At 29.1% G+C, this 18,777-nt stretch carries 19 protein-coding genes; 5 read left to right on the forward strand and 14 right to left on the reverse strand.

The genetic code is table 11. The features are described 5' to 3' along the window. Nucleotide 1: 1 nt before the first annotated feature. Entirely contained in the window at nucleotides 2–2,380 is a 2,379-nt protein-coding gene (dptF, locus tag M4I33_RS05215; RefSeq protein WP_257915824.1) for a DNA phosphorothioation-dependent restriction protein DptF, read from the reverse strand. Nucleotides 2,381–2,854: 474 nt separating this feature from the next. On the opposite strand from dptF, the gene M4I33_RS05220 reads away from it, so the two are divergent. The 4 genes from M4I33_RS05220 to M4I33_RS05235 all read left to right on the forward strand — a co-directional run bounded on the left by M4I33_RS05220 (nucleotide 2,855) and on the right by M4I33_RS05235 (nucleotide 6,231). After that, nucleotides 2,855–3,229 (forward strand): hypothetical protein, encoded by a 375-nt coding sequence (locus M4I33_RS05220; RefSeq protein ID WP_257915825.1) that lies wholly within the window; start codon nucleotides 2,855–2,857, stop codon nucleotides 3,227–3,229. A gap of 478 nt (nucleotides 3,230–3,707) precedes the next feature. Beyond that, the gene (locus M4I33_RS05225; RefSeq protein WP_257915826.1) at nucleotides 3,708–4,424 is read left to right on the forward strand and encodes an ABC transporter ATP-binding protein; all 717 of its coding nucleotides are present in this window, start codon (nucleotides 3,708–3,710) and stop codon (nucleotides 4,422–4,424) included. Next, nucleotides 4,424–5,560 carry an ABC transporter permease gene (locus M4I33_RS05230; RefSeq protein WP_257915827.1) on the forward strand — a complete coding sequence of 379 codons (1,137 nt, stop codon included), beginning with the start codon at nucleotides 4,424–4,426 and terminating at the stop codon, nucleotides 5,558–5,560. Before M4I33_RS05225 ends, M4I33_RS05230 begins: the two co-directional genes overlap by 1 nt. Nucleotides 5,561–5,580: 20 nt before the next feature. After that, on the forward strand, nucleotides 5,581–6,231 hold the full coding sequence (locus M4I33_RS05235; RefSeq protein ID WP_257915828.1) for a helix-turn-helix domain-containing protein: 651 nt from the start codon (nucleotides 5,581–5,583) through the stop codon (nucleotides 6,229–6,231). Nucleotides 6,232–6,606: 375 nt separating this feature from the next. Here the strand turns inward: M4I33_RS05235 and M4I33_RS05240 are convergent, their stop codons facing one another. From M4I33_RS05240 to ulaG, 11 genes are all read right to left on the reverse strand, one after another. Then, nucleotides 6,607–7,392, reverse strand: a complete 786-nt coding sequence (locus tag M4I33_RS05240) for a YwqG family protein (RefSeq protein ID WP_257915829.1) — start codon at nucleotides 7,390–7,392, stop codon at nucleotides 6,607–6,609. 41 nt (nucleotides 7,393–7,433) lie between these two features. Further along, nucleotides 7,434–7,652: a hypothetical protein gene (locus tag M4I33_RS05245; protein ID WP_257915830.1), complete on the reverse strand. Its 219-nt coding sequence runs from the start codon at nucleotides 7,650–7,652 to the stop codon at nucleotides 7,434–7,436. A 111-nt stretch (nucleotides 7,653–7,763) separates the two neighbouring features. Then, nucleotides 7,764–8,066: a hypothetical protein gene (locus M4I33_RS05250; RefSeq protein ID WP_257915831.1), complete on the reverse strand. Its 303-nt coding sequence runs from the start codon at nucleotides 8,064–8,066 to the stop codon at nucleotides 7,764–7,766. A 104-nt stretch (nucleotides 8,067–8,170) separates the two neighbouring features. Next, nucleotides 8,171–9,553, reverse strand: coding sequence for a [FeFe] hydrogenase H-cluster radical SAM maturase HydG (gene hydG / locus M4I33_RS05255; RefSeq protein ID WP_257915832.1), 1,383 nt, complete (start codon nucleotides 9,551–9,553; stop codon nucleotides 8,171–8,173). Between the two features lie 457 nt (nucleotides 9,554–10,010). Further along, the gene (locus M4I33_RS05260; protein ID WP_257915833.1) at nucleotides 10,011–10,862 is read right to left on the reverse strand and encodes an L-ribulose-5-phosphate 3-epimerase; all 852 of its coding nucleotides are present in this window, start codon (nucleotides 10,860–10,862) and stop codon (nucleotides 10,011–10,013) included. Between the two features lie 27 nt (nucleotides 10,863–10,889). Beyond that, entirely contained in the window at nucleotides 10,890–11,588 is a 699-nt protein-coding gene (araD, locus tag M4I33_RS05265) for an L-ribulose-5-phosphate 4-epimerase (RefSeq protein WP_257915834.1), read from the reverse strand. A gap of 15 nt (nucleotides 11,589–11,603) precedes the next feature. Continuing rightward, entirely contained in the window at nucleotides 11,604–12,638 is a 1,035-nt protein-coding gene (locus tag M4I33_RS05270; protein ID WP_257915835.1) for a hypothetical protein, read from the reverse strand. A gap of 79 nt (nucleotides 12,639–12,717) precedes the next feature. Next, nucleotides 12,718–13,008: a PTS sugar transporter subunit IIB gene (locus tag M4I33_RS05275; RefSeq protein ID WP_257915836.1), complete on the reverse strand. Its 291-nt coding sequence runs from the start codon at nucleotides 13,006–13,008 to the stop codon at nucleotides 12,718–12,720. Between the two features lie 80 nt (nucleotides 13,009–13,088). Next, nucleotides 13,089–14,558, reverse strand: coding sequence for a PTS ascorbate transporter subunit IIC (locus tag M4I33_RS05280; RefSeq protein ID WP_194189515.1), 1,470 nt, complete (start codon nucleotides 14,556–14,558; stop codon nucleotides 13,089–13,091). Nucleotides 14,559–14,621: 63 nt separating this feature from the next. Next, a complete protein-coding gene (locus M4I33_RS05285; protein WP_194189514.1) occupies nucleotides 14,622–15,056 on the reverse strand; it encodes a PTS sugar transporter subunit IIA in 435 nt (144 codons plus the stop codon). Between the two features lie 25 nt (nucleotides 15,057–15,081). Then, nucleotides 15,082–16,146 (reverse strand): L-ascorbate 6-phosphate lactonase, encoded by a 1,065-nt coding sequence (ulaG, locus tag M4I33_RS05290; protein WP_257915837.1) that lies wholly within the window; start codon nucleotides 16,144–16,146, stop codon nucleotides 15,082–15,084. Nucleotides 16,147–16,537: 391 nt separating this feature from the next. Between ulaG and M4I33_RS05295 the strand changes: the two genes are divergently transcribed. Next, nucleotides 16,538–17,317 (forward strand): DeoR/GlpR family DNA-binding transcription regulator, encoded by a 780-nt coding sequence (locus M4I33_RS05295; RefSeq protein ID WP_257915838.1) that lies wholly within the window; start codon nucleotides 16,538–16,540, stop codon nucleotides 17,315–17,317. 24 nt (nucleotides 17,318–17,341) lie between these two features. Here the strand turns inward: M4I33_RS05295 and M4I33_RS05300 are convergent, their stop codons facing one another. Then, a complete protein-coding gene (locus tag M4I33_RS05300) occupies nucleotides 17,342–17,740 on the reverse strand; it encodes a DUF956 family protein (protein ID WP_257915839.1) in 399 nt (132 codons plus the stop codon). Nucleotides 17,741–17,845: 105 nt separating this feature from the next. Then, nucleotides 17,846–18,763 carry a PTS system mannose/fructose/sorbose family transporter subunit IID gene (locus M4I33_RS05305; RefSeq protein WP_194189510.1) on the reverse strand — a complete coding sequence of 306 codons (918 nt, stop codon included), beginning with the start codon at nucleotides 18,761–18,763 and terminating at the stop codon, nucleotides 17,846–17,848. Between the last annotated feature and the right edge of the window lie 14 nt (nucleotides 18,764–18,777).

The following is an 18,777-nucleotide window of genomic DNA, read 5'->3' on the forward strand; positions in this document are numbered from 1 at the left end:
CTTATATCTCCACAAATCTATACATTTCGAATTCATTGTCATATTCTAATCTGTACTTTTTATTTTCATCTCTATTTTTTTCAGTAAATGTTATACTTTGATCTTGAGAACCTGCTAACTCTAATTTATTTATAAATTCAATAAACTTAATAAATTGATTCCTATCTTTTTTATTAGGTCTATATCCATTAGTTATTTTTTTTAATAAATCATATAGAGAATAGTCTATGTCTACCCCTTCTGAATGTTCTAATCTATCACTTTTAAATCTTATTTCCATTGTATTTAAAAATTTTATTAGTTCAACATCTTTATCATTAGGTAAATTACTTACATCAGGTTTAAATTCTATTTCTTCGCTTACTTTATATTTAATCTGATTTTTACCTATAAAAATATTTATATTATTTTTATCTGCTTCACCATTCCATTTAATGACGCCTTCTTTTATAAAGCTATATAAATCTTTTAGTTTGCTCTTTTCTCCTTTGTTCCAAAAGTATAAATTTCTAATAAACTCATCATATACTTCATCATTTAGAGAAAAAATTTCACCTTTACCACAAAGCTTATAACTTCTAATAAACAGCTTTAACAACTCCATTTTTAATTTATTTATTCCCTGGCTTCCCTCAAAATCTGAACCTTCTATTTTTCCTAAATATCCTTTAGGAAAATCTATATTTTCCACAAAAAATTGTAGTATATCAACTGTATTATTAAACTTGATTATAAAATCATCAACTTGTTCATTTCTTATATTTAATGGGTCTAATTTATTTATAGATTCAAATATAGATGACAATTCCTTATGACTAAATAATATATTAGGCATTAGAGCTTTAATATAATCCTCTGCTCTTAATCTATTGATCTTTTGCTTAAAAGTTGGTGAATTAATATCTATATAAGCTCTAGAAATTAAAATATCATGCAAGAAATTTAATAATGCTCTTGTAGATATTATTGTTTTATTCTTTATTATTATTTGAACTAGTAATTCAATAATACTATCTTGAACATCTTCTAATGCTAATAATTCATAGTTTGCTTTAATTGGACACTTATCTTTATTTATACATTTACTACAATTGTCTTTATAAGATTTGTAGAAACTATTTAGTTCTGATTTATTTGTTAATCTTCCAAGTAATTCCTTAATGTATTCTGATTTTACTTTACCGTCTTTTAAGGTATAAAGATGGTAATCACAGAAATTTACAAACTGAATACTACTTTCCTCATTAAATTCACTTGAAGTTATTGTAGACTCAAGGATTTTGTTATCTTCAACAAACTTTTTTAACTTTGTAAATCTTTCTCCATACTTAGAATCTATAAAGTTATTTAAAGTTCCTAAATTAATCGCAAGTATAAATTTTTCTGTACTTGTATCAATTTTTTCATCACTAAACTGATCTAAAACCTTATTAAGTGTATCCATAGATGTTTCATTTGGTTCTAAACTTTCAGTTGCATCATTATGTAATTTAAATTTCCCTATAATATTAGGATATTTATCTTTAAAGTAAGAAATAATGTGAGATTTACCATCCCCTACACTACCACAAACTAATATTAATTGTGCAGATTCACTCTTTTCAGATTTCATAATTAAATCTTCTAAATTCCTTTGAACGTCTCTTTCTATATGCATATATTTTTTGAAATCACTAAATTTATTTAATCCTTCTACCGCCTCTTTAGAAGATTCCTTTAACCTAGATAATTCATCAATCAAACACTCTCTAGTTGATTCATTTAAAGTAACTTCTTTAATTAAGCTTTCTGACACTTTAACATCTTCTGTTTTTACTTCCGTTATTTCTTTTGCTTCTATAACTTCTATTTTATCTTCTGGTATTATGTTGTCTTCTTTTGATTTTAAGCTCATATTATCAAGAGCTTTATTGAATTTATTAAACAAATTTTTCAACATACCATTCTCTACTCCATCATTATTCTGTTTTGGCTCTTTATAAGGAGGTAAATTAAACTCTGGGTCTAAATATACCTCGATAAACCATCCTATAAGCTTGTACACACATCTATGTACTCTTAACGCTTCTGAAAGTTCTCCTTCTACATTATCGTGAGCCGCTAGATTTCCAGTTTTACGAACCACATGAAAAATATCTTCTATATCTCTATCTAAATCAGCTTCATATTTTAATATCCTCAACCTATCAGCTTGACTTTTTTCTTCGATGCCGTTTATTCCTTCAAATTTACCAATCTCTATAGCAAGTTTCTCTGAAAAGATTCTCCCCTTTACTATCACACTATAAGGTTCATTAAAAACATTTGTATCTATATATTCTATATATTGTTTTAATTCACTATAATTTTTATCTAAATAGTTTAAAATATTACTCTCCAAATTTAATAATTCCTCTCTCTTCATTCTTTATAATGCTTTTTACACTTTCTTATACTATATTTTAACACATGACCATAAATATTTTAAATATTTTAACTTTTATGTATCCTTATTGGATATTTTTTTACTGTTTTTTATTTCTTATTAAATTTTATAATATAGTTGATTTTTATTATTATTATTCCATTTTTAAATATCATAATTATTAATTTAATAATATTTTATACAGCACCTTAGTAATATTCTTTAAAACGTATATATTTTTGTTTATAAACTTTTTATAAATTTGATTTTTCTATATAATAATTTCTTATTCAAATAATAAATTATACATATATTAAAACCTTATAAAACTACTAAAATTCTATGTTATACTTACCTGGGAATGTAAAGTTAATTAAACTAAGGGGCTATCTACTAAATTAATAATGAATGAATACTAATTCATCCATTTAAAAAGGTAGGAGAATCACAATGAGAAACAACGAAGAATACAGAAAGAAAATAGAACATATAAAGGCAACACCCTCTGACAAATTCGAGTTAGAATTTGTGCATGATGAAAAAAAAGAAGCGATGACTTCAGAAGAATTTTCAAACTACAAACCCGAAATAACTGGAATCTTTGATGAGTATATACTTCTTAGCAAAAGAGATTACAGTGACGATTTAGCTTTAATTAATACCGGGTTAGACCTTCAAAAAATGTATTATTTATTTGAAAGAGAAAAGGAATATAAGAATGTCAAACTTTATAGGGGCGAAGTTAGATATTGTGAAATATTCGGGTGTCCTATAATCTACGATTATTCTTTAAATGAACTTATAAAAGAATATCCATCGGAGTAACTTATGCCGACACTTTTATATGCAATTGGGTTTTTAATATTTTTGTTCTTAATTACTTTAGCTTACGCTATATATGATGAATATTTTAGAAAATAATTTGTGAGTAACTAAAGGAGATTAAAATGAATGATAAGATTTTAGTTGATAGAAAATTTTATTTATTGCTTTTAATTGGAGCAGTTTTAAACGTTTTAGATTTAATAGTAAGGATAATAACTTGGTTAATCTAAAATTACATATATTTACATTAAAGAGATTAGAAATACGCTTCTAGTCTCTTTTTGCTATATATTTAAATAAGTTTTTTCATAAAAAATAATTTGTGATACTAGTACACATTTTAAATTTCTTTAAAATACTTTATATAAAGGCTTTATTAAAAGTTCTCATATTATTATTTGCTTTTATAAAAATAAAGTATTATAATCTCAGATGTAAGTGAGTGATTACTCACCTTATTATGAAGGGAGATGTTTTTATGAATTTATTATCAGTATCAAATGTTACAAAGAGCTTTAAAAATTCAAAAGTTCTAGATTCTATTAATGTTAATGTTTCTGACTCTGAGATAGTTGGGATTTTAGGTCCTTCTGGAGCTGGTAAAACTACTCTTATAAAATGTATTATGGGGATGGAAAAAGTTGATTCTGGAGATATAACTTTATTAGATTCAAAAATTCCAAACAGAGAGGTTTTAAATAAAGTTGGTTATATGGCTCAATCCGATGCTTTATATACTGAACTTACAGCAAAAGATAACCTTTATTTCTTTGGTGAAATTTTTAAGATCCCTAAAAAAGAGTTAAAAGAAAAAATAGACTTTTTAGTAGATTTAGTAGACCTAAAACCTTTTTTAAATAGAAAGGTTAATAAGTTTTCAGGCGGAATGAAAAGACGTTTATCTTTAATTATCGCTTTAATCCAAGACCCTGAGATTATAATATTAGACGAGCCTACTGTAGGGATTTACCCTGAACTTCGTTTAAATATTTGGAAAGAAATAAATAATCTTAAATCTAAAGGTAAGTCTATTATAGTAACTACTCACGATATGACTGAAGCTATAAAGTGCGATAGGCTTCTTTTACTTAAAGATGGTAATATCACAGCTAGTGGTACTCCAGAAGAACTTATGAAAAAATTCAACGTAGATTCTATAGAAGAAGTTTTCTTAATTGCAGGGAGGAAAAAATAATGAGAATAAAAAGTATGGTAAGTAGGATTATAAAGCAAATAATAAACGATAAAAGAACTCTTGCTCTTATGTTGTTTGCTCCATTAATTTTACTTGCTCTTATGAACTTTCTTTTTAATTCAACTTCTACTAAAAATCCTACTTTAGGTGTGCAAAATATAGATAAGAATTTAGTAGATACTTTAAAAGATAATGATATAGATATAAAAGAATATAAGAATCATAATGATATTAAAGATAAAATCAAAACTGATGACCTTGATGCTTTTGTTTATATGAATGATGATACTTTAAAAGTAACCTTTGAAAATTCTGACCCTCTAACTTCAACAGAGATTTCTGCAAAAATTAAAGGTGCAGTTTCTAAAATCAAGGTAGAAGATATAGTTAGTATTTCAAAAAAGCAAGGTGAAATAATCAAAAAACAAGCTAAAGCCCTAGCTCTTTTAGGAAATGTTAATCCTGAAAAACCAAACTTAACTAAACCTTCTGATATTACTATAGATTCAAGTTATATTTATGGAAATGAAAACACAACTATTTTTGATACTATGATCCCTGTACTTATCGGTTTCTTTGTTTTCTTTTTTGTATTTTTAATCTCTGGAATATCACTTGTAAAGGAGAGAACTTCTGGAACTTTAGATAAGCTATTATCTACCCCTATTAGAAGATCTGAAATTGTGTTTGGGTATTTGATAGGTTACGGGTTATTTGCAATTTTACAAACTATAATTATAGTTTTATTTACTGTTTATGTTTTAAAAATAAATATTATAGGAAATTTAGGCTTAGTTTTCTTAACTAATATAATAACCGCTTTTGTTGCACTTTCACTTGGAACTCTTTTATCAACCTTTGCAAATTCTGAGTTTCAAATGATGCAATTTATCCCTATAATAATAATTCCTCAAATATTCTTTTCTGGTATAATACCAGTAGATACTATGCATAGCGGACTTCAAGCCTTTGCAAAGATTATGCCTATCTACTATGCTGGAGATGCTTTAACTAATGTCGTTATTAAAGGAAGCTCTTTAAATATAATAGGAAAAGATTTAATTATCCTATTATTATTTGCAATAGTATTTACAATTTTAAATATAGTAGGCTTAAAAAGATATCGTAAAGTTTAACTAAACTAGGAGGAATTAAATTGATTGATTCAATTTCTAATGTATTTATAGATAAAATAAATTCAGATACAGAAATGACTGAAAAAAAGAAAAACATACTAAAAGTAAGCGTAGAACTCTTCGCTAAAAACGGGTATTTAAATACATCTACTCGTGAAATAGCTTCTCTTGCAAAAGTTGCAGAAGGCACAATCTTTAAGCATTTTGGCTCTAAGGAAAATTTATTATTAAATAATATTATGCCATTTATGATAAATAATTTAGTTCCTGAATTTGCATTAGATTTCGCAAAAGATAAACTTAAAAATAATAACTTAAGTTTTGATTCTTTTATCTACTCTGTAGTTAAAGATAGAATAAATTTTATAAATAATAATCTTCAAATGTTTGAGATATTAGTAAAAGAAGTATCTTATAACAGCGTGATTTTTAATAAATTTTTAGATGCAGCTAAAGCTAATATTTACCCTCCCTTTAACGCTATCTTAAATAAATATAGGGAAGAAGATATTTTAGTAGATTTAAGTAATGGAGATATTATAAGGTTTATTTTAACTAATATCGCAGGGTACTCTGTATCTAAGATTCTTTTAAAAGACTTAAAAGAATTTAATGATGAAGAGGAGATTAAAAAAATCTGCCTTGTCTTAACTAAAGGATTAAAAAAATAATACTTTATAATAAAAGCCCCAATAGAAGGATACTTTCTATTGGGGCTCTGCTTTTATAAAATAATACGCTATGTTTAAGAATAGTGTTGAAAAATAAATATTTAAAATTATTCATCTTTTTTGTTTTTATGTCTATTACTAGTTGCAATAGCAAGTGTTGTTGCAATACAAAAGATCAATGTGAAAACTTGCCATGAGGACCACCCTCCGAATTCCATAAACATTCCTCCCTAAATAATGAATTGCCTCTTAGTATAATACAAACCTTCATTATTTTCTTATTTAATTATACACAAACAAAAGTAAATATTAAACATTATTTACAATTAATTATCAATTGCTTTTCTTTTAATATTAGTGTATTTAATCTTAATCCTAGCAGCAATCCCAGTTGTATAACACCCTGCTAAAATCACAATTCTTTAAATCTTCGCTATTTATAAAAAAATTACATATACCGCTATCTCCCCAGATAATTTCTACGCCTGTCCCAAACTCGGAATCAATTTGAAGAAGTATAGTATCAAAGTATGGATACCCTCCAATTTTATGTCCATCATTTGCATATTCCTCTGCAAACTTATTATATATTTCTTCATCTAAATCATATATATTATCAATCTTATTTTCAGTAAAAACCTTGTTATACTCTTCTAAAAACAGCTTTTCAAAATCATAATCATCTATTGAAATACCTTCTTCTACTGGCTCTTTAAAGTTTATTTTATATGCCCCTTCAATCGGAAACATTTCTTCTTCATCCTCTAAACTTCTAATTTCTTTTTTTATATTTTCTTCATTTACAGTAAAATCAATGTCCTCATAATAAATAACTCTAAAATCATCTTGCATTGTTGGGTCATTAAAATCAGCTCCATATAAATCATCTGCTCTTAAAAATATTTGAAGCATACCCTTTTTAGGCAATAAATTATTATTAAAGCTGTCCTCTAAATTTAATTGTGCTAAAAGTCTTAATTGATCACCATTTTTATTTTCAGGTATTTTTTTACCTTTTGGAACATAAGGTGTTCCCCCAAATTTACTTTCAAAAAGACTTGGTTTCTTATTTTCTACTGAAATCGCTATTACTTCTTTTTTATTTTTAACCTGAATCTTATCAGCTATTTTCTTTATATCTTCAAATACTACACTTTTCATAACTTCTCATCACTTCTCATAAATAATTTATTTATTATACATTAATAATACCAAACTTTAGTATATGTTTTACTTCTTTCTTCTCTTATCTTTTTAACTTCATCTATAGATATTTCAAACTTTTCTGATATAGTTTTATCGTCTAAAACATCAATTATTTTACTTATTGCTTCTTTAAAGCCTTCAATCTTCCCTTTTTCAATTCCTTTTTCAATTCCTTTTCCTTCGTAATATAGTCTTCTTACTTCTTCTACTGTCATCTTATATACACCACCTTTTGATTTTTTGTAATCCTCGAATTTCTCTTCTAGGAATTTATCTTTTATTAAAAATAAATACTCTAAGAAGTCTACTAGTGCTTTTATTAATTTTTAGATTTTATTAAAGTCTTTAATTCTTTTAAATATCTTAGAAAGTTTATGCATTATAACTGCGTGAAAAACTAGCAAACAATTTACTAATACAACGCTGATACTTGCACTAACCATAATTACTATACAAAGTATAAACCCTAAAAGACATAGTATTTTAGCTTTTTTTAAAATTTTATCATCTAAATCTTCAGCTACATAAAATAAAAATATATCTACTGGAAACTTCCCCCTTTGAAGTTTTATAAATGCTATTAAGTAGTTTAAAGCTATAAAAATAAGTACACTATAAATTAAAATCATAATTTAACTCCCCCTATGATTTTATTATATCATTTGTAAATATTTGTGATAATAAAAAGAAACCCTAAAATTAGAGTTTCTTTTAAAATTAATTTATTTTTAGATTAAAGATATAAATCTCTTTTACCTTTAAGTAAGTTATCTATATTATTTTCTGTTATTTTTCTTGTTTGTTCGTTTTTAATTTCGCTAGCTATTTTTCTTGCAAAGTTTATAGCTTTTTCTTTGAATCTATCATCACCGTAATCTATAGCGTATTCAACTAAAGTTGTGATTGCGTTTGGCTCGCAAACCTTTTGAATCTCTCCTGATTTTGCAAGGCTCATAAATCTATCTCCAACTCTTCCTTTTCTGTAGCAAGCTGTACAGAAACTTGGGATATAACCGCTATCTATTAAGTTTTCTATAGCAACTAAGCTGTTTTCTTCAACGTCGTATAGCTTAAATTGCTCGTCACTTTCTTCGTTTAAAGCTCTCTTTTTGTAGCCTCCTATAACTGTAGTAGATCCTATAGAAATTTGTGAAATACCGTATGTCATTATTTCTTTTCTAAGTTCTGGTGTTTCTCTTTCTGTTATCATAAGACCTGTAAAAGGTACTGCTATTCTTATAACTGCAACTACTCTTTTAAATGTTTCATCATCTACTAAGAATGGTAATTCTTCTAAATCCACTCCAGCCGCTTCTCTTATTCTTGGAACTGATATAGTATGGAATCCTACTCCGTATTTTTCTTCTAAATGTGCGTTATGCATCATTAAGCCTAAAACTTCGAATCTTGGGTCTGAAAGTCCAAATAAAACTCCAGCTCCAACGTCTTCAATTCCAGCTTCCATAGCTCTATCAAAAGCTGTTAAGTGGTACTCGTAGTTACTTTTTAATGAGTTTGGATGAACTTTTTCATACATAGGTTTGTTATATGTTTCTTGGAATAATACGTAAGTTCCTATTCCTTTTTCATATAATTTTCTATAGTTTTCAACTGATGTTGCTGCTATATTTACGTTTGTTCTTCTTATTTCCCCATTACCGTTTTGAGTTTTATACATTGTATCTATACACTCTAAAACATACTCTATAGGAGCGTTTACTGGGTCTTCACCTAATTCTAAAACTAATCTTTTATGTCCCATAGCTTCAAGGTATTTAACCTCTTCTGCTACTTCTTCTTGAGTTAATTTTTTTCTTTTAAATTTATTACTGCACTTATATCCACAATAAACACATTTATTTACACAATAATCACTTACATATAGTGGAGCAAATATAACTATTCTCTTACCGTATATCTCTTCTTTTATCTCTCCAGCTATTTTAAATATTTCTTTTTCTACATCCTTTTCTTTTGTAGCTAAAAGGATTGCTATGTCTTTGTAATCAAGCTTTTCTCTTTTTCTTGCTTTTTCTATAACCTCTAAAGATTCCTCTCTAGTTGGATTTTTAGTTTCTTCTAATATCTTGTTTATGTACTCGTGATTAATAAACATTTTATTTCCTCCTCTAATCCTATGAGTTATTAAATTTTTGCTTGAATTACTTTAAAATATTCTTTCTTTAGTATTTTATAAAATCCAATTAAATCAAAAAAACTGACTTTCTAAAATTTAAAGAAAATCAGTTTACCACAATAAAGACTATTAAAAATAGCCAATTAATCAAAATTATAATTGTATTATATAAACGTCTCTTCCAAATTAGATTTAATCTCTCTCTGCCTTGTTAGAATGAATAGTTTAAAGCCCAAAATTTTAAAGAATTCTCTCTAAAATATGGATATCTTTAATCATTATATACCTATTTTAGCTTTATTTCCAATAATTAATTATTATAAAAAATCCCATTTTAGATAAAAAAACAGGTTTAAACTCCCCTTGTTTAAGTTTAAACCCGTTTTATCTATAAATCTAATTATGCTTTTGCAATTATTTTTACCTTTAGTAATATTTATTTATCTTTTAATGCTTCTTCAAACTTTCTATCTATAAAATCTTTTGAGAATTTAATTCCTTCTTTGTAATCTCCTTCTCCTGTATACCAAAACTCTGTAACAAATCTTCTAACACCCATCTCGTAAGAAGTTTTTATTATCTCGTTAAAGTCTACATGACCTGTTCCAAAAGGAATTTCTCTAAACTTCCCTCTAACTGTTTCTTTTAAGTGTAGTGCAAAAATCTTTCCGTGACCTTTTTTTAGATCGAAAATAACATCCTCCCCTAAACTTTTAGAGGCATTAGTTATATTTCCGCAGTCTGGATACACTCCAAGATAAGGTGAATCTATCTTTTTAACATACTCCATAGCTTTTCCTACTGTATTCATAAAATTAGTTTCCATAGTTTCAAAAGCTAAAATTATTCCCTTTTTTGAAGCTAAATCTACAGACTTTTTTAAGTTTTCTAAGAAAAGTTCTCTTGTTTTTTCGTTTCCGTTTTCGTAGTATACGTCATACCCTGCAAGTTGGATGATCCTTATCCCTAAATCGCAAGCAAGGTCTATAGCTTTTTCCATTATTTTAAGAGATCTTTCTCTAGTAGTTTTATCCTCGCTTCCTAAAGGAAACTTTCTGTGTCCGCTTAAACACATAGTTCTAATTGGAACTCCAACTTCAAACATAAGGTCTACTAAAGCTTTTCTTTCTTCTTTAGTCATATCTAATCTTTTTAATTTCTCGTCTGTTTCATCTATGCTCATCTCTAAAAAATCATATTTAAAAAATCTTGCACACTCTAATTTTTCTCTCCAAGTTAAAGTGTTTGGCATAGCTTTTTCATATAATCCTATAACGTAATCTTTCATAATATCCATCTCCTATAGTTAAAGTTATTAAGCCCCTGTTTGACCGTAATATGCGTTTGGTCCATGCTTTCTTTGGAAATGCTTATTAAGTAGATCATCTGACATACTATTTATTTCTTGGTTTGCTAAAAGCTCTGTATTATAAGCCATCATAGCTACTTCTTCAAGAACTACAGCATTATGAACAGCTTCTTTTGCATCTTTTCCCCAAGTAAAAGGACCATGATTTTTAACTAATACAGCAGGTATAAAGTCTGGGTTTATATCTTTAAAAGTCTCAACTATAACTGCCCCTGTGTTGTATTCGTACTTTCCTTCTATCTCTTCTCTTGTCATATCTCTAGTACAAGGTATCTCGTCTGCAAAATAATCAGCTTGAGTTGTTCCGTAAGGTTTTATCCCTCTTCCAGCTTGTGCAAAGATAGTTGCCCACCTTGAGTGAGTGTGTACGACTCCACCTATATTTTTAAATTCTTTATATAATTTGATGTGAGTATCTGTATCTGATGAAGGTTTATATTTACCTTCAACTACATTTCCCTCTAAATCAACAACAACCATATCTTCTGCTTTCATAGTGCTATATTCTACACCTGATGGCTTAATTACTATTAGATTCTTTTCTCTATCTATAGCTGAAACATTCCCCCAAGTAAAGGTTACTAAATTATGCTTTGGTAGAAGCATATTAGCTTCATAAACTTCTTTTTTTAAATCTTCTAACATATCTTTAAACCTCCTTTAGTCTGTAACTATATATAGAGCAGCTTGTCCTAGTTCTCTATTTGCAGAAATTATAATATCCCTATCTTCTTCGTTTATAACTGCAACGTTACTTGGACCTACTCCTGATTCTATAACGTTAGTTTCGAATTTTAAGTTTTCTTTATCTATGCATCTTACATAAAATAAATCTTTATCGCATCTTCTGTAGCCCCCGATTATAGTCGGAACACCTCTAAGTTTTCCGCCCCAAACTACGTGACCAAAATCCATCTCTTTAGGGTATTCGTAGACTATTTTATAATCATCCCCTACTTTTTTATTTATTCTAAAATGTTTTCCGTGGAAAGACTCTATAGTAACTAATTCGTCTTCTCCATCTTCGTCTATATCAACTACTGCCACGTCGCTTGTAGGTCTGTCCATAATTTTTTCAACAGTCCAATCTTCATTATCATTTTGAGGAGGAGTAACTTTAAATACCCCTTCTTCTGAAGTTACAAGTCCTACTGTAACCCCCTCTAAGTTTGCTCTGCAGTAGCCGTGATTTTTAGTTAAACCTTCTTTTATAACTTTAAGTTCTATTTTTTCGTTTAAATCTTCTTTTATTTCCCCTACGTATATTTTTCCAGGGTCACTCCAGTCCTCTTTAGATTCTTTACTATTACAAAGAACTGCACCTAAAAAGTATAATTTTCCGTTAGCTTCTAAAATATCAAAACGGTGAAGGTAAGGTAATTTAAATAAAGTTTTTATCTCCCATTTTCCGTCTACATATCTTCCCCAAACTATCTCTGCATCTTCTGATTGGAATGTTGGAAAGAATCTTTGAACTGCAAGAAAATCTCCGTTTTTACCTGGAATAGGGATTATAGACATAGTTCCTCCTGGCCCCTCCCAAACAGTAGATCTTTTAAAATCTTCGCCTTCATACATATAGCAAGGTCCTTCTCCTTCTGTAGCTATAAGTATCTTTCTATCTCCATCTATAACAGTGCTACTAGTTGCGTAGCATCTATGTAAATCATTTAAAAACTTCTTTTCTATCTTCATCTAAACTTCCTCCTCTTTTTCATCTTTAAAGTTAAAGAGGATGTTACTCTAAATACTTTAGGGTAACTCCTCTTAAAATTTATTTATTAACTATATTTTCAGTTATCTTTTCTTCTATTTCTTTTTCTGATAAAAGGTTTTTAAGTCCTATAACAGTAGTTCCTGAATTTTTTGCTTTATCAAAATTTCCTTTTAATGCTTCTGAACAAAATACAACATCGTAAGAAGAAGCTTCTGTTTTTGCTGCCCCTATACTAGTGTGGTGGATTTGTACTGGTATATTTAATTTTTTAAATACCTTTTCTATTTTCATTTTTATAATTTGGCTAGATCCCATTCCATTTCCGCATGCTGCTATAACTTTTAACATAATAATCTCCTCCTAAGTTTTATAAATTCTATCCCTTTTAGTAAATGTTTACATAGTCTTTAAAATTTTTAAATGCGTTTCTAACTTGCACTCTTTTCTTCATTTTCTTTATCTTCTAGATATCCTTCGTAATCTTCTACTATTTTAAAGTATCCTTTTTTATTTTTGTAGTATTGGATTTGAGGTATTATAAGCATTCCTATAACTGCAATTCCAACACCAACATAAGCTAGTTTATCCATAAGGAATCCGATTACTGGCCATAAAGTATCCCAGTCAAAGTTTCCGTGCCATCCTCCAAACTCAGCTAGTCCGAAGTAGTAAGCTGCAAAAGCTCCTCCTAAAACTTGAATAACTCCTGATAAGAAAGGAATAATCATAGCTGCTTTTAAGCCACCTTTTTTGTTTGCAAAAACTGCAAATGTTGCATTATCGAAAAATAGTGGTACGAAACCTGCAATTATAAGTACTGGGCTCTTAAATACTACTAGACCTATTATTGCTATAAATTGACCTATAGCTCCAAATAAGAATCCTATAGTAACAGCGTTTGGATGACCGAATCCATAAGTTGCAGCGCAATCTACAGCTGGAACTGAACCTGGTAATAATTTATTTGAGATACCTTGGAATGATTCTGTAAGTTCAGCTACGAACATTCTAACTCCAAGTTGTAAGATACTTAAGTAAACTGCAAAGTTAAGTGATTTTTCTAATATATAAAATATAAAGTTTGTGTTTTGATCAAAACCTTTATCAATACTATGCATAAGGTCTGGTCCTAGTATACCCATTATTATTCCAAAGAAAACAGTCATTAGTATACCAGTTGCAACAACGTTGTCACTAAATATTGATAAAAATCCTGGAAGTTCTAAATCTTCTATACTCTTTTTGTTGTTACCAACTTTTCCTGCTATTTTATCTGTAATCCAAACTCCAAGCATTTGTTGGTGCCCTATAGCAAAACCTCCACCTTCAGTTAAGTCTTGGCAAGGTTCTACAGTCAGATTTGAAAATACAGCCCAATATGTTCCAAGTAAGAATCCTAGCATAACTACTACACCTAAGTTATTTAAATCTGGGAAACAGAAGAATACAAGCCATAGCGCTGTAGCTGATTGTTGTACCATTACGTGACCTGTAATAAATACTGTACGAACTTTAGTGAATTTTCTAAGTAGTACAAGTATTAGGTTAAATAAGAATGCTATAAGTAAAACTACCATCATCATAGAGAAAGATTTTCCGGCTTTTCCTATTGCTTCTTGAGCTGCCGTCTGACCGAAATACGGGTCTATAACTGCAGCTTGCAAGTTAAACCTGTCTTTAAGTCCTGCTAAGATAGGACGGAAGTTACTAACAAGACCACCTGCTGCAACGTTTAAGATAAGATATCCAACTGTTGCTTTTATAAATCCTGCTAAAGACTCGTAAAATGGTCTTTGAAGTAACATATAACCTATAAGAACTATAAAACCGATAAAGAATGCAGGCTTAGTCAGAATGTTGTTTTGGAAAAATTCCCAAATTGAAATTATTATATCCATATGATTTATCCTCCCTTTTTTCCTTTATATTTTATCTATTTGTTTATTAAAATTTATGTAAAATTAAATAAGTTCTTTTAAATCTTCAACTGATTTTGCTTTTAGAAGTTTTTCTACTATTTCTTCGTCAGAAATAAGTTCTACCATATTTGAAAGGTTTTGAAGGTGGATATTATTATCTACTGATGCTAAAACAAAGAATAATCTAGCTTCATAGTCAGCATCCTCTCCAAAGTTTACTGGCTTTTCACTTTTCATAAAGCAGATTGAAGTTTCATTAACCCCTTTTCCTTCTTGAGCGTGAGGGATTGCAATATCAGGTGCTATAACTATATAAGGTCCGTATTTTTTTATGCTTTCTATAATTAAATCTGAATATTCTTTTTCTATAGCTTTTTCTTTTTCTAAGGGAGCGCATGCAGCTTTCACTGCATCCTCCCAAGAATCAAAGCCCTCGTGAAAAGAATATCTACCTTTTTCTATTAATTCTTTTAACATAGCTTTTTCCTCCTAAGTCTTAAATTTATAAGAATGAGTTGTATGGTAAGTTTATATCAACTTCGAAACAATCATCAAACCCTCTAGGATAATGGTATTCTCTCTTATCTTTATCTTCTGGGAATGTGAATTTTCCTCCAACTTGCCAGATAAATGGTTTGAATTTGTATTGTAATCTGTGTTTTTTCATATCATATAAAGCTAAAATTTCGTCTGTATCAGCTTGGAAGTTTGACCAAATATCGTGGTGGAAAGGAATAACTACTCTAGTATTTAAAGATTCCGCCATTCTTAAAATATCTACTGAAGTCATCTTATCTGTTATACCTCTAGGGTTTTCTCCGTATGACCCTAAAGCTACGTCTATTTTGTATTCATTTCCGTGTTTTGCATAGTAGTTTGAGTAGTGTGAATCTCCACTGTGATAAAGGTTTCCCCCTGGAGTTTTTATAAGGTAGTTTACAGCTTTATAATCCATATCAACTGGCATCTTACCTCTTAAATCTCCTTCTGGTGGTGCTGTAATTAAAGCTGTTCTATCAAAAGACTCTAAAGCGTGAAGTTCTATATCTTTTATTTTTACAACATCTCCAGGTTTAACTACTATACATCTTTCTACTGGAACTCCCCAGCCTACCCATTTATCAACACAAGCTTGTGGTCCTATAAAAGGAATATCGTTTGAGCAGTTTTTAAGAACTGCAGCAGCAACATTTACGTCTATATGATCGTTGTGATCGTGAGTTGAAATTACTGCATCTATTTCTTTTATTGCAAATGGATCTAGTACAAAAGGTGCAACCCTAAGGTTTGGTTGAAGTTTCTTCCCTCCACACATTCTAGCCATTTGGTGTTCTGGGTTTATATAAGGATTCTTTTTAGTTTTTTTACCACTTCCACACCAGAAGTCTATGCATATATTAGCGTTCCCTTCAGACTTAAGCCATATTCCTGTACAACCTAGCCACCACATTTTAAATGTTCCTTGTTCTACTACTTCATTTTCGATCTCTTCGTTTAACCAAGTTCCCCACTCTGGGAATGTATTTAAAATCCACTGTTCTCTTGTTAATTCATTTACTATACTCATTATTTGTACCTCCTAAACTTGTCCTTTTTGATTGTTTTGAACTTTTCTAAGTTCGTTTAATCACTTCTTGACTTAATTATAATCTGTAAATGTTTTCTTTGCAAGTATTTTTGTTTATTTTGTTTGATATTTTTATCTTTTTGTTCTTTATGTAGCTATTTACCTATGTTTTATTGTTCATTTTGTTCGTTTTGTCTTTTTATTTACTCTAAACTTATTGATTTATCTCTAGGTTTTTTGTACAATTTATATATAGAGATGATTTATGATTATTTTGAACGTTTTTATCATTAATTTATCATCTTTTAATATTAAGTTCATTACAGATACAAAAAAATTTACTATTATAAATGGACATCTTATATTTATTAATTATTAAGGAGGTGCAAAAATGAAAAATGCAAAAGGTTTCGTTTTTAAAAGGCAGCAAGCTATCTTAAAATATTTAAAAGAACATAAATTTGCAAAAACAGAAGATTTAGCAGAACTTTTAAAAACATCTAGTATTACTATTAGGCGTGATTTTCAAAACCTTGAAAACGAAGGTGTTGTAAAAAGAAAATACGGTGGCGCTGAACTTATCGAGGGTGCTTTAAATGATGACCCTTACTTTAGTGAAAATAATAACGAAAGAGAAATAATAAAAACAGCTATAGCAAAAAAGGCAGCTGAATTTATAGAAGAAGGAGATAGCATCTTTATAAATTCAAGTTCTACAGCTATTAAGGTGTTAGAGTATGTAAAAGATAAGAGAGTTGTAGTTATTACTAATAACGGTAAAGTTTTAGGAATGGATTTAGACCCTAAGATAGAAGTTATCTTAACTGGTGGAGAAGTTTACGGAAGAAAACAATCTATGGTTGGAGATATAGCAACTCAAATAGTTTCAAAAATAACTGCAACTAAATGTTTTATGGGGGTTAGCGGAATAACAGCCCACACAGGTATAAGCACCTCAGTGCTTCAAGAAACTACAGTAAATAAGAAAATGCTTGAAAACTCAATAGGTCCAACCTTTATACTAGCTGATAGTTCTAAAATAGGGATCCACCACAACTTTTCAAGCGGTGAAATAGGCTTTGTTAACTATATAATCACAGATAATAAAGCAGATAAAAATGAAATTTTAAAACTTGAAGAAGCTTCTGTTGAAGTGATATTTACGGAATAAAATAAAAAACTGCCAGAATAATCTTTATCTGGCAGTTTCTTTGCATTCTTTATCTTTTTTGAATATATTTTTCATTGCTCTTTTTAAAACTTCAAAAAAGCTAAGTGATCTAACTATATTATCAGGATTAATATATTCTCTTATTGCACGAAGCACTTTCTTAGAATCTTTTGATGAAAAAGTATACGTACCATTTTTCTTTGTTTTAAGAGCAAAACGTGGAATCCATTTTCCTTTAAACATAACAGATACTATAACACACTCTACTTCTTCCCAAGGAATTTGAATGAATTTTCTTATATCACGATCATTATAAAATTCAAAACCTTTATCACCTATCATTATTTTACCGTAGTCTGATATTCCTGTGAAAGCTGTTCCTTCAATAACCAAATCAACCTTTGTATTAAGTGATTTTACCATAATTAATCCCTCTCTTCTAATTAATTTATATGTACTCTTTTAAGTATATTATATCTAATAAAGACCTAGGTTAAAGAATTTTTTAACCTAGGCCATATAAACATCTTACATTAATCCAATTACGTGTAATAGTATACCTATTATAAATAGAGCTATAATCATAACGATTGGAGATACTTTTTTCTTTAATAACCACATGCAAAGAAGTGTTAATAATAACCCTGCAAGTCCTGGGATTAAAGAGTTTAAGTTATCTTGTAAAGTTGTAACTTTTTCTGGAGTTAATGATAACCCTTGGCCTTGTTGAATTAAAGCAGTTTTAATTCCTTCAGCGCCAGCTGGTAAGTTAGCCCAGTCTATAAAAGCACCTTTACTTAGTTGAACAGAAGATACTACTGGTGTAAATGATATAGATACCCATCTGTTAACTAAAGAACCTAAGATAAACATACCAAGGATTGAAGCACCTTTAGTAACATCTTGAAGTAAGTTACCTGATAAATCGTCTGTAATACGAGAACCAGCTTTGTAACCAAACTCTTGAGTGTACCAAGTAAATGCCATTCTAATAATATTCCAACCTAAGAAGAATATGATTGGTCCTAAAATATTACCAGCCATAGCAAGAGATGCTGCTAAACCACCTAAAATAGGTCTTAAAGTAAACCAGAATACTGGATCTCCTATACCTGCTAAAGGTCCCATCATACCAACTTTAACACCTTGAATAGTTACATCATCAACAGGTGCACCATTTGCACGATCTTCTTCTAGTGCTAGTGTTACTCCGATAATAGGAGAAGCTACGTATGGGTGAGTATTGAAGAATTCTAAGTGACGAACAAGTGCCGCTGATCTTTCTTCTTTTGTTTTATATAATTTCTTTATAGCTGGAACTAATGAGAAAGCCCAACCACCATTTTGCATTCTTTCATAGTTCCAAGAACCTTGAATAAAGAATGAACGAAACCAAATCGCAAGACGATCTTTTTTTGATAATTTTAATTTCTTTTCGTTTTCCATTATAAATCCCCTCC

It is taken from the genome of Clostridium sp. LY3-2, assembly GCF_024705715.1.
Classification (GTDB): Bacteria; Bacillota; Clostridia; order Clostridiales; family Clostridiaceae; genus Clostridium.